The sequence below is a fragment of the Sulfuricurvum sp. genome (assembly GCF_036279695.1).
Lineage (GTDB): Bacteria > Campylobacterota > Campylobacteria > Campylobacterales > Sulfurimonadaceae > Sulfuricurvum.
This window is the reverse complement of sequence record NZ_DASUIQ010000085.1, coordinates 1-12939: the sequence shown is the minus strand read 5'-3', so window position 1 is coordinate 12939 and position 12939 is coordinate 1. Positions and strand designations below refer to the sequence as shown.

The 12939-nt window shown below is 43.4% G+C and carries 17 protein-coding genes; 14 read left to right on the top strand and 3 right to left on the bottom strand.

Going from position 1 to position 12939, the window contains the following annotated elements:
• Positions 1 to 23 precede the first annotated feature (23 nt).
• On the bottom strand, positions 24 to 548 hold the full coding sequence (locus VFW36_RS08420) for a GNAT family N-acetyltransferase (RefSeq protein WP_329658364.1): 525 nt from the start codon (positions 546 to 548) through the stop codon (positions 24 to 26).
• A gap of 132 nt (positions 549 to 680) precedes the next feature.
• Positions 681 to 1457: a hypothetical protein gene (locus VFW36_RS08415; RefSeq protein WP_329658363.1), complete on the bottom strand. Its 777-nt coding sequence runs from the start codon at positions 1455 to 1457 to the stop codon at positions 681 to 683.
• 205 nt (positions 1458 to 1662) lie between these two features.
• Between VFW36_RS08415 and VFW36_RS08410 the strand changes: the two genes are divergently transcribed.
• The 7 genes from VFW36_RS08410 to VFW36_RS08380 all read left to right on the top strand — a co-directional run bounded on the left by VFW36_RS08410 (position 1663) and on the right by VFW36_RS08380 (position 6944).
• Entirely contained in the window at positions 1663 to 2418 is a 756-nt protein-coding gene (locus tag VFW36_RS08410; RefSeq protein ID WP_329658362.1) for an arylamine N-acetyltransferase family protein, read from the top strand.
• Positions 2415 to 2885 carry a Cys-tRNA(Pro) deacylase gene (gene ybaK / locus VFW36_RS08405; RefSeq protein WP_329658361.1) on the top strand — a complete coding sequence of 157 codons (471 nt, stop codon included), beginning with the start codon at positions 2415 to 2417 and terminating at the stop codon, positions 2883 to 2885. The genes VFW36_RS08410 and ybaK overlap by 4 nt, the downstream gene beginning before the upstream one ends.
• Positions 2873 to 3601: a penicillin-binding transpeptidase domain-containing protein gene (locus VFW36_RS08400; RefSeq protein WP_329658360.1), complete on the top strand. Its 729-nt coding sequence runs from the start codon at positions 2873 to 2875 to the stop codon at positions 3599 to 3601. Before ybaK ends, VFW36_RS08400 begins: the two co-directional genes overlap by 13 nt.
• Positions 3602 to 3615: 14 nt before the next feature.
• The gene (locus tag VFW36_RS08395; protein WP_329658359.1) at positions 3616 to 4233 is read left to right on the top strand and encodes a hypothetical protein; all 618 of its coding nucleotides are present in this window, start codon (positions 3616 to 3618) and stop codon (positions 4231 to 4233) included.
• 472 nt (positions 4234 to 4705) lie between these two features.
• Positions 4706 to 6016, top strand: a complete 1311-nt coding sequence (locus VFW36_RS08390) for a 2-isopropylmalate synthase (protein ID WP_329658358.1) — start codon at positions 4706 to 4708, stop codon at positions 6014 to 6016.
• A 79-nt stretch (positions 6017 to 6095) separates the two neighbouring features.
• A complete protein-coding gene (locus VFW36_RS08385; protein WP_329658357.1) occupies positions 6096 to 6458 on the top strand; it encodes a nuclear transport factor 2 family protein in 363 nt (120 codons plus the stop codon).
• A gap of 72 nt (positions 6459 to 6530) precedes the next feature.
• Positions 6531 to 6944, top strand: a complete 414-nt coding sequence (locus VFW36_RS08380) for a hypothetical protein (protein WP_329658356.1) — start codon at positions 6531 to 6533, stop codon at positions 6942 to 6944.
• Between the two features lie 20 nt (positions 6945 to 6964).
• Here the strand turns inward: VFW36_RS08380 and VFW36_RS08375 are convergent, their stop codons facing one another.
• Positions 6965 to 8335: a PLP-dependent aminotransferase family protein gene (locus tag VFW36_RS08375; protein WP_329658355.1), complete on the bottom strand. Its 1371-nt coding sequence runs from the start codon at positions 8333 to 8335 to the stop codon at positions 6965 to 6967.
• Between the two features lie 90 nt (positions 8336 to 8425).
• Between VFW36_RS08375 and VFW36_RS08370 the strand changes: the two genes are divergently transcribed.
• The 7 genes from VFW36_RS08370 to VFW36_RS08340 form a co-directional block, all read left to right on the top strand.
• A complete protein-coding gene (locus tag VFW36_RS08370) occupies positions 8426 to 9028 on the top strand; it encodes a pyridoxamine 5'-phosphate oxidase family protein (RefSeq protein ID WP_329658354.1) in 603 nt (200 codons plus the stop codon).
• A gap of 101 nt (positions 9029 to 9129) precedes the next feature.
• The gene (locus VFW36_RS08365) at positions 9130 to 9735 is read left to right on the top strand and encodes a DJ-1/PfpI family protein (protein WP_329658353.1); all 606 of its coding nucleotides are present in this window, start codon (positions 9130 to 9132) and stop codon (positions 9733 to 9735) included.
• A 19-nt stretch (positions 9736 to 9754) separates the two neighbouring features.
• Positions 9755 to 10198, top strand: coding sequence for a GNAT family N-acetyltransferase (locus VFW36_RS08360; protein ID WP_329658352.1), 444 nt, complete (start codon positions 9755 to 9757; stop codon positions 10196 to 10198).
• Positions 10195 to 10674: a GNAT family N-acetyltransferase gene (locus VFW36_RS08355; protein WP_329658351.1), complete on the top strand. Its 480-nt coding sequence runs from the start codon at positions 10195 to 10197 to the stop codon at positions 10672 to 10674. Before VFW36_RS08360 ends, VFW36_RS08355 begins: the two co-directional genes overlap by 4 nt.
• 1 nt (position 10675) lies before the next feature.
• Positions 10676 to 11257, top strand: a complete 582-nt coding sequence (locus VFW36_RS08350; RefSeq protein WP_329658350.1) for a transglutaminase family protein — start codon at positions 10676 to 10678, stop codon at positions 11255 to 11257.
• A 79-nt stretch (positions 11258 to 11336) separates the two neighbouring features.
• Positions 11337 to 11777 (top strand): doxx family protein, encoded by a 441-nt coding sequence (locus VFW36_RS08345; protein ID WP_329658349.1) that lies wholly within the window; start codon positions 11337 to 11339, stop codon positions 11775 to 11777.
• Positions 11774 to 12939, top strand: a 1166-nt coding sequence (locus VFW36_RS08340) for a cytochrome-c peroxidase (RefSeq protein ID WP_329658348.1), incomplete at its 3' end; no start/stop codon positions are given. The genes VFW36_RS08345 and VFW36_RS08340, both read left to right, overlap by 4 nt.

The following is a 12939-nucleotide window of genomic DNA, read 5'->3' as shown; positions in this document are numbered from 1 at the left end:
AAAACACCCCTAATATTTTCCCTCTATTTCATAATTTTCTCAAATCTAAACATCTCGCCGTTACCCTCACCATCTGGAAAAATAGTAGAGTGCTGGTGGTGTGGATCAGGATTGAACTTATTGTAGAACTCAACGATCTTGAAGCCGCATCTATTGACGTAAAAGTGTATGTTCCTTTTCTCGAAGTATGGCGTAGCTGTTTCCCAAACCTTTGTCTTTGGATGCAACTCTTCAATAGCTTTCCATGCAAGCAATCCAATGCCACGACTCTGTTGACTTGTTGAAATGAAGAAAAAAGAGAGGGAATTGTGTTGCGTGGCTTCATCGATCATGACAATCGCACCCCCAATAGTTTCTGTGTTTGCCAATATCCAATAGACTATGGCACCGTGAGCAAGAATGGAGTGTTCAATATCTTCATCAGAAGGAATAGGCTCATCTAGTTTATGCCCGCATTCCTCTTCTACTGCTACTTTAAAGGCATTTTGCAAATCACTCTTAAACGTTTCAAATTCTGATTCGTATGCGATTCTAAGAGTAATTTTCAATTTGTTTCCGCCATTTCAAAGATAAATAGAATTGTAATATATTTTTTTTCTCGCTCCTACTCTCCTGAGTTGGAGCGTTTGGTTTAATGCATGTATGCATTCCCACTCAGGAGAGTGGGAACGAGGGATTTGTCATATAGACATAGATGCATCAGACATCTCTACTAGAAAGCCGGATTGGGGAAATTGGACGATAAAATCCCCGCCATCGCCGCACCCAATTCTGCATGTGAATTTGTAATGAATGAAATATTTATTGCCAAGAGAAAAGATAGACGAAATTGATGCCGCTGGATGAATAAGCTTTACTGTTCTGTGGGTATACAGGAAATGGACTTGATCGCCAGGGGTTTCAGAATTTTCAAACACGGCAATGTAGCTATCACGCTCCATACTAGGGAAACGAAATATTTTGGGTTTCACTGGCGCTAGCCCCAGCGGATGTTCAAACCCGCTAGATTCGATCGTTGGTATGGTACTCCGGATTGTACTTTCAATTTCACGCTGAATCTCAGATGGGGGCGACTGCAATGACTCTTGTTTCAGCAAGCGATAGGGGATCTTGGCCTTTGACTTAACAGCAAGTTCAAAGCGAAACTCTGGGCAGTCCTTTGTATCAATGGTGGTTACTGGAAGGCTATCAGAGCCCCAATCTAACTCAAAGCCGTGATTAGTGCTTGCGAAGCATGTAGCAGAACTTTGCGATCCAAGTAAGAGTAAAGCCTCTTTGCTTTGCACTGCCCCCAACACGCACTGTATAGCTCCACTTCTAGGACATTTCTCCAATTTTCCGCCGTCATAACCGAATCGGAGTACAAAAGAACCTACTCCCGAACCAACTGGCTCGGCAAACACTTGTAAGGCTAATAAGGCAAATGCGAGGATAAGCAGACGCGGTGAAATGTTCACGATATTGCACTCCTACTATTTATTCATACTAAAATATACCATTATCTTTAATCAATCAATCAATATCTTACATATTGACATATTTTTGAACATTTTACACCGTTTTTCTTAAAATGATTTCCGCAAACGCTTTAACGGCAGACAAAGCGAAATAAGAGCAAAATTACCCAATCATTAGACATAGGAACTCCCCAAAAAGATGAAAATGACAGCCGAAAATTTTAATCTCACCGACTATCTCTCCCGTATCGGCTTCGATGGGGAAGTGCATCCCGATGTTGCGACATTGACCCAATTAGTACAAAAGCAACTACGAAGTATCCCGTTTGAAAATACTGAGGTGCAGGCAGGACGAATCCCCTCGTTGGTTCCCGAAGATATTGTGAACAAAGTGTTGTTGCGTGGACGCGGCGGATACTGCTACGAGATCAACGGCGTGTTTGCGATGGCACTCACTGCTATTGGATTTGAGTGGTATTTTGCAGGTGCACGACCGATGTTTTATCCTATGCGCCGACCTAAAACCCACATGGTGGTGATCGTTCATGTCGAGGGGAGCAGTTATCTATGTGATACGGGATTTGGCGGTTATGCACTGCGCGCTCCGATGATGATAGAGGAGGGTGAGACGGTTCAAGACGGAGATCGTTTCCGTATGGAACTGATCGATGGTGAATACGTTGTGAGTTCTCTCGTGCAGGGTGAGTGGCAACGACAATACGGCTTTGCCCTACAACCGCAGGAGTGGATCGAGTTTAGTCTGGCGAACTATTTTAACGCTACCCACCCCGACACGATTTTTACGCAAAAGAAACTCGCAATCATGCAAACACCTAAGGGGCGTAAGATTCTCGTGGATAATGAACTCAAACTCATCGAAGAGGGAAAACTGGAGTTGTTAAAAGTCGATTATGAGAATGCGTTAAAAGAGTATTTTGGGTTGGAGTTGTTTGGAGTATGACCCCCGCCGTTAATATCGCTAAAAAAGCAAACATACCTTACACACTTCATTCCTATACGCATGATCCTGCATCCGCCTCCTATGGAGAGGAAGCATCCGAAAAATTAGGGATTACAGCCGATAGGGTGTTTAAAACACTGATCGCACAGATCGATTCACGTGAACTCGTTGTCGCGGTCATCCCCGTCTCCTCTATGCTCTCCATGAAACATATCGCCAAAGCATCAGGGGGTAAAAAAGCGGAAATGGCAAAGGGTATGGATGTGGAACGCTCCAGCGGTTATATCCTCGGTGGAGTGAGTCCGTTGGGGCAAAAAAAGAGACTCAGGACGTTTATCGATTCTTCAGCGGAAAATTTCCAGACAATCTTTGTGAGTGCAGGGCGAAGAGGGCTGGAGATAGAACTCTCGCCGAATGATCTGGCAAAAATTACAGATGCTAAGATGGTAGTGTTATGCGCAGAGTAATACGGACATTTTTTATTTTATGGATTTCGATCTCAGCTTTCGCGTCAGAACCTGATTTCGGAAAATTTGACGGTACGGCTGTCATCGTCGATCTGAATACTTCGACAAAAACGATTTATGGAAAACACGCCGATGAACGTGTCAACCCATGCTCGACATTTAAAATTCTTAACTCCATGATCGCACTAGAATGCGGTGCGGTGCGGGATGAGAATGAAACGATCTCTTGGGATGGAGTGGTGCGGGAGTATCCATTTTGGAATCGTAATCACTCGATGCGTTCGGCTATCGGAGTTTCGACAGTTTGGTTTTATCAGGAGTTGGCGCGCCGTATCGGTGAGAAGAAGATGGGTGAGATTGTACGCGCAGCTGAGTATGGGAATATGGATACCTCTAAATCATTAACCGACTTTTGGCTCGGTGGCGGCAGTCTAAAAATATCCCCTATTGAGCAAACGGGTTTCCTCGCCAAACTGGTACATAATCAGCTCCCTTTTTCACTACGTTCGCAGAGTGTTGCAAAAGAGATCATAAGACTCGATAAACGCGATGGAGTTACGTTATCAGGTAAAACTGGAAGCTGTGGTGGAATCGGCTGGTTTGTCGGATTTATCGAACGCTATGATGATACGCAAGTTTTTGCATTTCAGATCAGAGGCAATGGAGCCAACGGTGCCGAGGCGAAGAAAATTGCACTTGAGTATCTCAAAAATTAAAGCGGAGAGCATCAATGAATCTAAAAAAACTGGCAGAAGCCGAGGCAAGTTTTTTCACCTTTTACCCCAAAGGATTCGAAGACGAAGCACTGCTACCGATTATCAAACGGCACAATACCGAAGGCATTGGTAAAAGCGTACGAGAACTCTACGCTCCTGAGAAATTTTCACGTACCGAAGAGATAGGTGAGAGCTTTGCTAAAATCGTCTCCAAATCCTCTCTTATATCGCTTTTTGAAAAACCAAAAGTCCGTGATATGATAAAACAGATGAGTATGGAACAACAGGATATGTTTGCCATTGGGCTGTATGAACTTTTGCACGCAGATCATGAGAAAGGGTTTAGAATTCTCGTCGATGTACTCAGTATCTACAAGCTCGCAAAGTGGTCTATTGTAACGCTCATCCCCTATTATTACGCACGGGATAAAGAGTTTTTTATCAAACCGACCACTACCAAAGATATTATCAAGTTCTTCGAGATAAACGGTTTAGAATATAAGCCTAAACCGACGTATGAATTTTATGCACGCTATACTCAGATACTACAAGAGATGAAATCACACGTCTCTCCTTTGATCGGTGCTGATAATGCAGGGTTTACGGGATTTTTGATGATGGCGATGAAATAATTTCTGTAAAATACCTATATTTAAATAACTTCGAATAAGGTTTACTAATGCAAATACGCGTTTTCTATGAAAATACCGTATATGCTCTAATTTTCTAATAATACACAAAACAGGGAGTTTCTTCACGCTTAAAACTCTCTCATTTACATAAAAACTGTAAATCTTGTCACACCTCTGTCACACTTGATAACATCAATTTTATACTAGATTCGGATAAGTCATGTTGCTTAAAATCATTTTATCCGTTACAATTTCAACAATACACACAAAGGAGAGACCATGAAAAGTCATACTATGCCTATTTCACAACCCATTACGCCTAGCCGTATCGCGAGCTTCTCTCTCCTCCTGCTGAACCTGCTGTAATTTCCACTTTTTCAATTTCTTTTTTTATTTTTTAGTTTTGCTATATCGGGCGCAGTGCGTCCGTATGTCAGCATTTTTTCATTGTTAACTATATGAGGATATCTCTATGCATACGCATACAAAATATACACCGTATCCAACGGTAAAATTGGATAAAAGAGAGTGGGCGGATAAATCTGCCACAGTTGCCCCGCGATGGGTCAGTACTGATTTACGCGACGGGAATCAAGCGTTAGCCAACCCGATGGGAATAGAGCAAAAGGTTGCCTATTTTAAAGCATTGATTGAATTCGGATTCAAAGAGATCGAGGTCGCCTATCCCAGCGCATCGCAGACAGAGTTTGATTTTTGCCGCCGTTTGATCGAAGAGGGGTTGATTCCTAAAGATGTTACTATCGGAGTGCTTGTCCCCTCGATAGAGCGACATATTGTTCGTAGTTTTGAGGCATTACGCGGAGCGAAGCGGATCAATATCCATTTGTACAATCCGACCGCCGCCAATCAGCGCAGTGTCGTCTTTCGTCGCAGTCGTGAGCAGATCATTGAGTTGGCATTGCAGGGAGTAGAGTGTATCAAACGCCAAGCACAGAACTTTGGCGGAGAGGTGGTGTTTGAGTATTCACCGGAGAGCTTTTCGCAGACCGAATTGGATTTCGCCCGTGATATTTCCAATGCGGTGATTAGCGCGTGGGAACCGACATCGGAACATCCGATGATCTTGAACTTACCCAATACGTTGGAAGCATGTTCGCCCAATGTCTATGCAGACCGTATCGAGTGGATGTCTAAACACATCCAAAACCGTGAGAGCGTCATCATCAGCGTCCATCCCCACAATGATCGTGGATGTGCGGTTGCGAGTGCAGAGTTGGCGATATTGGCAGGTGCTCAGAGAGTGGAGGGGACGATCCTCGGCAACGGCGAGAGGGCAGGGAATGTCGATTTGATCACGTTGGCGTTCAACTATTTTTCGCAAGGAATCAATCCGTGTTTGAGAGTAGATAAAGTGGATGAGATATTAAGTCATATCACGAGCATCACGGGTATGAGTGTCGCCGAACGTCATCCGTATGTAGGATCGATGATCTACACGGCGTTTTCAGGTACCCACCAAGACGCGATCAAAAAAGGGATGGAACACCACAGAGAGCACAACAACCCCAAATGGGAAGTGCCGTATTTGGCGATCGATCCGCGCGACATCGGCAGAGAGTATAAAGACTCTATCCGTATCAACTCCCAATCGGGAAAAGGGGGAGTGGCGTATGTGTTAAAAGAGATCTACGGTATCGAAGTTCCTAATGATATGCAGACGAAGCTTGCAGATGAGGTAAAACGGATTTCGCAAAAACGAGGCGGTGAAATTAGCAGCGACGAGGTGCTTGGGATTTATGAGGGGATGATGAAACGTAGTTAAGATGCGTTAAATTGATTATGTTTAAAGAAGATAGTAAGATTATATCCGTTTGAGAGTTAGAGCGGTGAGGGGAAAATAAATGATTGATACAGAATTTGCCGAATGTTTCGCACATGAGTGGGTTGAGGCGTGGAATAGCCACGATTTGGATGCAATTTTATTTCATTACAGTGATGATTTCGAGATGAGTTCGCCATTTATTATCACGTTCAGTCCAGAATCGGGCGGGACGTTGAGAGGTAAAGAGGCGGTCGCTCAGTATTGGGCGACGGCATTGGAGAAATTCAGCGATCTGCATTTCGTACTGGATAGTGTATTTGTCGGAGCGGATTCTATCGCCCTCACGTATACGTCGGTGTTGGATAAAAAGGCGGTAGAGGTTTTCTTTTTCGATGAGAGTGGGAAAGTGATGAAAGCGGCGGCGCATTATATTGACGCATAACATTTTACTATATTATGGAATATTGTTTGCTTGTTAGACTTTAATATTATAGTAGGAGATAGGTTGATGTATGTGAATAATTTAACAACATTGGCATCTTATACAGGTGTTCAAAGTACATATAAAAAAGATAATATTCAAAACCCAAGTCTAACAGATGAATCGAGCGGAATAAAAAACTTTGATTTTACACAAATTTCAAGAGGAGATTTACTACAGACTGTAAATAATCTTATTAAAAATGGAGAGATGGATTTAGATGAGTCGAGTTCTTTAGTACCGCTAATGGGACCAAAGATAAGTGTCAATGGAGATTTTGCTCCAAATAGCTCAAATGAAATTATAAATGTATTCGATATGCTAAAACAGTCAATTTCGTTTAATCAATCTATCGGTAATACATCAGGAATGGTATACGATACAAAAGCATTTGATGCGTTGAAACGCTTACAAGGATCAACAAGTGGTATCAATATTGTTGCATGAAAATATATTGATTTCAAATACTATTTTATAGCTTTTCCCCACACCTCCGCAAATGCTCTAACCGCAGGCTCAATCTCCTCCATCTCAAAACCGCCGAATCCCATCCGTATCGCGTCCCATTCTCCACCGCAATACTCCTTTGCAAAATAGAGCTTGATCCCCGCTTCTTCGGCATATTTTCGCAAGAGATCGTAATCGATGTCGGAAGTAGGGCGGATATTGATCGAGAGACCTCCCCCTTCGCTGAGGATGAGTATCGAATCACCCAAATATTTGATGAGGGCTTGTTTCATCATATCGTGCTTTTTGCGGTTCAGGTTTCGTACCCGTCGCAGATGACGTTCCCAATGCCCCTCACGCATGAATAGCTCCAACGTCTTTTGTGTCATGAGGCTGACACGGGAAAACGTACCGTGAAAGGAGCGGTATCGATCCATCAGATGAGTAGGCAGTACGATATATCCGACACGCAAAGCGGGAGAGAGGGCTTTTGCAAATGTGCCGATGTAGATGACCCGCTCACTACTGTCGAGTCCTTGGAGTGAGGGGATAGGGCGGGAGCGGTAGGTGAGTTCGCTGTCGTAGTCGTCTTCGATGATGTAGCCGTCGTTCTCTTTTGCCCAGGCGAGGAGTTTTAGACGGTTGGTGATGGGCATTGCCACGCCCGTGGGGTACTGGTGCGAGGGGGTGATGTAGACTATGCGTGCATCGGACGCGGATAGCTCATCGATGAGGAGTCCGTTCTCATCGACTCCTATGGGGGTAATATCGTAGAGACGGTGGGCGAAAACCTTGCGGGCGATATGGTAGCCGGGATGCTCGATAGCAAAATGGGGGTGGGTCGGACGGAGAATATCGGCGATCATACTCATCGCGTCGATAAATGCCCCCGTCACGATAATGTGCGAAGCGTCACACCGCACGCCACGAAGTTCGGTCAAATACCGTGCTATTTCAGCTCTCAATCCAAACTCCCCCTGCGGATCGGAGTAGGCACCGAAATCGAGGGTGTTGTCTATGGCTCGATTATAGAGCCGTTTCCAGAGTTTGAGGGGGAAGACCTCTTTGGAGAGGCGGACGGGGTAAAAGTTGTAGCGGTAGGTGAGGGCTGGTGTGTCGGTAGCTTCTGGCGTCGCAGGTTTTCCGAGCGGATTAAAATCGGCATCCGCGACGTAATAACCGCTTTTGGGACGGCTCTCGATGTAGCCTTCGGCATAGAGCTGGCTATAGGCAGATTCGACGGTGTTTTTACTGATGCGGTACTCTTGGGAGATTTTGCGAATCGAGGGGAGTTTGCTCCCGATAGCAAGAGTAGTTGTGATGTCGTGTTTGAGTGCTTCGTAAAGCTGGATATGGAGAGGTATTTCGCAAGTTGCGTCGAGGAGATACATAAAACTGACCTCATAGTTATTAAACATTTTGTCACTTGTTTAGAGTGCAGATTGGCGATATAGTATCATAAAATTTTTGAGGAAAGCGATATGAGACGTGCAGAATTTGAAGTCACCGACCCGCAAGCCATCGAATCTGTATTAAGCGAATGCGAGTATGGGGTATTGTCGCTTATGAGTCGTGGTGAACCCTACGGCGTAGCGGTTAATTTCGCGTATCGTGAGGGGGCGGTGTACTTTCACGGTAGCATTGAGGGGCGAAAGGTCGAAGCGATAGGGGATCGCGCGAAGGTAGCGTTTTTGGTTGTAAAACCTTATGCCTATATCCCCTCGTATTTTAGCGATACCAGTGCGGCATATCCCGCGACACAGTTTTTTACCTCGGTGCATATCAGCGGTGAAGCGATACGGGTAAGAGATGAGCGGGAAAAAGCGTTCGGATTGACTGCTCTGATGGAGAAAATGCAGCCAGAGGGGAAATACGATCCTATAGATGCGGCAAACCCGATTTATACCAAGATGATGGAGTTAACAGGGGTCTATAAAATCGTACCGAATGTGATGAGCCTCAAAGTCAAAGCAGGGCAAAATTTACCGAAAGAGCGGTACGATACACTTATAAAGCACATAGAAGAGCGTAATACATCTGTCGACCATGAAACGCTATCACTTATGCAAAGCATAAAACATTAATCCCAATGAGAATATAGTTAGCATTTGGATATGTGAAAAAAGTCACATATGTTTTTGTAAAAATTGAATAGTATTTCAATGATTATATAAAGGCCGATTGTATGAAGAACATCGCTATTTTGATCTATCCAAACGTAGAAGTTCTCGATTTTGCAGGACCGTATGAAGTCTTTACAACAGGATCACGAGTCGCTGTTAAAAGAGGGGTCGATATTTCTTTTAACGTTTTTACCGTAGGGATGACAAAAGAGCTGATACAAGCGAGAGCCGGTCTTCGGGTATTACCTGATTTTTCTTTTGATGAACATCCTGCGATCGATGTGTTGATCGTCCCAGGAGGGGTAGTAGATACTGAGCTTAGAAACGAGTATCTTTTGGAATGGATAAACAAGGTGGATATAGCTACCGAAATTACGGCTTCGATTTGTACTGGTGCATTTTTGCTAGCAAAAGCCGATGTTCTGAAAACGAGCCGTGTTACGACACATTGGGAAGATATAGAAGATCTTCGAACAATGTTTATAAATCTTGAAGTGGTGCATGATGTACGATGGGTAGATGAAGGTAAAAATATCACTTCAGCGGGTATCTCTGCAGGTATAGATATGAGTTTGCATCTGTTGGAACGGTTATACGGTCGAGAACTGGCTGAAGCAACGGCAAAACAACTGGACTTTGACTGGTGTGAAAACGTCTTTGACATATAAGTATAGGAGTAAAAAAAGTATGAGCGAATTTGTTTGGATCTTTACGGACGATGAAATAAACTGGGAAGAGCTTGCAAACCTTTATAAAATCGCTCCATTGGGGAATAAAAATCCTGATGATTTGAAAATTGCTTTTAGCAACAGTATGTATAAATGTTTCGTGTATGATGGAACCATACTTATCGGTGTTGGACGTGCTATCGCCGATGGGGTAGATGTATCGTATCTGTGCGATGTCGCTGTTCATCCTGAGTATCAACGATGCGGAATCGGTAAGCAAATTGTCCGTAAATTATTGGAGTTTTCAACGGGTTATAATAAGATACTTCTTTTTGCGAGTATGGGGAAAGAACCGTTTTACTCGAAACTTGGATTTGACAAGATGACGACAGCAATGGCGATTTTTAAAAATCGTGAACGTGTTTTAGAGATGGGTTTAATTGAGGCAGGGAATGGTTTATGAATACGATCACAATAGAGCGAGCAAAGCATGATCAAACAGATGAGATTGCCATTTTAGTTGGTGATTTACTTCAGGAAATTATGGACCGTATCGGTATCAACATATTTCATTTTGATCTGGAAGAGACCCAAGAACGACTGGCAGATTTTATAGAATCTGAAAAGAATTTTGTTTTTATCGCGATAGATGGAGTATCGAATCAGATTATAGGTTTTGTGAGTAGCTATGAAGGGTATGCATTGTATGCTGAGGGGGCATTTGGAACGATGGCAGAGTTGTATGTCAAACCATCCTACCGTTCTCAAGGTATCGGAAAAATGTTGATTCAAGCACTAAAAGAATTCGGTGATCAGAGAGGCTGGAAACGGCTCGAAGTGACAACTCCTCCATTACCTCAGTTTGATGCGACTTTATCGTTTTACGAACGTGAGGGGTTTGAGATAAGCGGCGGGCGGAAGTTAAAGAAGGTTTTGTGAAATGGATGAGTATTTAGAATCTACCGACATCATCGATTATACCCATCCATCCGTTGCGGCAAAAGCGCGTGAACTCTCACAGGGGTGCAGTAGCGATACAGAGATAGCCAAACACTGTTTTGAATTTGTCCGTGATGAAATACGCCATACGGGTGATGCGGGAAAGGGGATCACGACACTGCGCGCCAGTGAAGTACTTGAACAAGCCCAAGGGTGGTGCTATGCCAAAAGTCATCTGCTCGCAGCACTCCTTCGCGCCAACGGTATCCCAACGGCATTATGCTATCAACGGTTGAGCTGTTCGGAATACGTCGATGGCATTTATTGCCTACACGGATTGAACGCTGTGTATCTCAAAGAGTTCGGCTGGTATCGAGTCGATGCACGCGGGAACAAAGAGGGGATAGATGCACAGTTTAACCCGCCACATGAAAAACTGGCATTTGAATTAGGGGAGAATGGATATGACTTACCCGATTTGTATGCCGAGCCTTTGCAAGTTGTCGTTGTAGCACTTAAAACCTATAAAAATTATGGTGAAATGGTCGGGCATTTTCCCGACATTGAAATAAAAATAGAGTAGAAACTTTTTTATGTGATCAAAGTCACATACGTGTCATAGTCATTTTTTTTACAATTGTCTCTAAAAAGGAGGCGATAGTATGAAAGTAGAAAAAATGGTGCGAATCATTCAGATCGCAATAGGGATAAATTTCCTTTGGTTTGGAATGCTTAAAATGTTTCCCGGGATGAGCCCGGCTGAATCGCTGGCAATCATGACGATTGAAAAGTTAACGTTTGGGCTTATAGCTCCTCACATATCGATAAAGTTGTTGGCGATATGGGAGGTTTTGATTGGTACAGGATTTATTATAGGAATGTACCCCAAATTCTTTGTGCGCATTTTTATGCTCCATATGGTTTTGACGTTTTCACCTCTGTTCTTATTTCCCGAACTTTGCTTTACAGTTGTACCGCTAGGATTGACGATTGTTGGTCAATACATCATCAAAAATCTTGTGTTTATAGCATCAGGTGCACTTATCTGTAACACCCTCGTTAAAAATAACGTATGTGCTCCATGCTCACGAGGTGAACTATGAGGGCTATCGTCATCTTTAGTACATTGGTACTCATCTCATCTTTGTATGGAAATGAAACATTACGATCAAAGGCACTAAAACACGGGCTTATACCTATGACGTCTATCATAGTGAGCCAAAAGTACAAAAAGGAGATGATTCAACTAGGGGAGAAGCTGTTTTTTGAGAAAAAGCTATCTCTAAACCGGGATATAAGCTGTGCGAGTTGTCATGCGGTAAACAAGGGTGGAGCAGATGGCCGATCTACGGCTGTGGGTGATCGAGGACAAAAAAATCCGAGTCATCTCAATACACCGACAGTCCTCAATACCGCTTTTTCTAAACATTTCTTTTGGGATGGGCGGAGCAAATCGTTGCAAGATCAGGCTAAAGGACCTCTTCAAGCACCGTTTGAAATGGCATCTACCCCAAAATTGATTGAACAAAGACTCAAGAACGATCAGCACTATAAAGCCTTGTTTACAAAAGCATTCGGAGATAGCAATATCTCGTTTGATCGAACGGCTGAAGCAATCAGCGCGTATGAGAATACGCTTATCACCACAGGTAGATATGACCGTTTTTTAGAAGGTGATTTGAATTCGCTCAATAGCGATGAAAAAGAGGGATTAAATCTGTTTATCGACAAAGGATGCATCGGTTGTCATAACGGTGTCGGTTTAGGTGGTCAGGAGATGCGTAAGTTCCCATTGCTTCATCATCCTATCTGGAGTATGGTTGATCACAATACTATCAAGCGTATTCGAACGGCATATTTAGATTTATTAACCGATGATACCCGACCAAAAAAGTTCCAAGATGATGTAGATCGCTACTCGTATCTCATCAAAACTTTGGGTGAGAAAGAGGTAAAACTGCTCAGTGAAGGTTATTTTCAGAGCTATACAAGACAAGAAAGCTATCGAATCATGACGGCAAAAGGGTGTTATACCTGTCATACAGGAGAAGGGATGAGTGTAGATAAACAAATATTGAAAGAAAAAGCGTTTGCCTTTAAAAATACCGGTGGGTTTTTAGGAAAAGATAAACCGGGGCGTTATTTTAGAGCACCGCTTTTACGTAATGTTGTTCGAACTGCTCCCTATTTTCATAACGGTAGCGTTAAAACCCTAGAAGGTGCAGTCAAAATCATGCTGACCTATCAGAGCCGTTCTAAAGTAAC

Coding starts and splice junctions, on each gene's coding strand:
- VFW36_RS08410 (WP_329658362.1), top strand. CDS start 1,663: ATGACAGCCGAAAATTTTAATCTCACCGACTATCTCTCCCGTATCGGC.
- ybaK (WP_329658361.1), top strand. CDS start 2,415: ATGACCCCCGCCGTTAATATCGCTAAAAAAGCAAACATACCTTACACA.
- VFW36_RS08400 (WP_329658360.1), top strand. CDS start 2,873: ATGCGCAGAGTAATACGGACATTTTTTATTTTATGGATTTCGATCTCA.
- VFW36_RS08395 (WP_329658359.1), top strand. CDS start 3,616: ATGAATCTAAAAAAACTGGCAGAAGCCGAGGCAAGTTTTTTCACCTTT.
- VFW36_RS08390 (WP_329658358.1), top strand. CDS start 4,706: ATGCATACGCATACAAAATATACACCGTATCCAACGGTAAAATTGGAT.
- VFW36_RS08385 (WP_329658357.1), top strand. CDS start 6,096: ATGATTGATACAGAATTTGCCGAATGTTTCGCACATGAGTGGGTTGAG.
- VFW36_RS08375 (WP_329658355.1), bottom strand. CDS start 8,335: ATGTATCTCCTCGACGCAACTTGCGAAATACCTCTCCATATCCAGCTT.
- VFW36_RS08370 (WP_329658354.1), top strand. CDS start 8,426: ATGAGACGTGCAGAATTTGAAGTCACCGACCCGCAAGCCATCGAATCT.
- VFW36_RS08365 (WP_329658353.1), top strand. CDS start 9,130: ATGAAGAACATCGCTATTTTGATCTATCCAAACGTAGAAGTTCTCGAT.
- VFW36_RS08360 (WP_329658352.1), top strand. CDS start 9,755: ATGAGCGAATTTGTTTGGATCTTTACGGACGATGAAATAAACTGGGAA.
- VFW36_RS08355 (WP_329658351.1), top strand. CDS start 10,195: ATGAATACGATCACAATAGAGCGAGCAAAGCATGATCAAACAGATGAG.
- VFW36_RS08350 (WP_329658350.1), top strand. CDS start 10,676: ATGGATGAGTATTTAGAATCTACCGACATCATCGATTATACCCATCCA.
- VFW36_RS08345 (WP_329658349.1), top strand. CDS start 11,337: ATGAAAGTAGAAAAAATGGTGCGAATCATTCAGATCGCAATAGGGATA.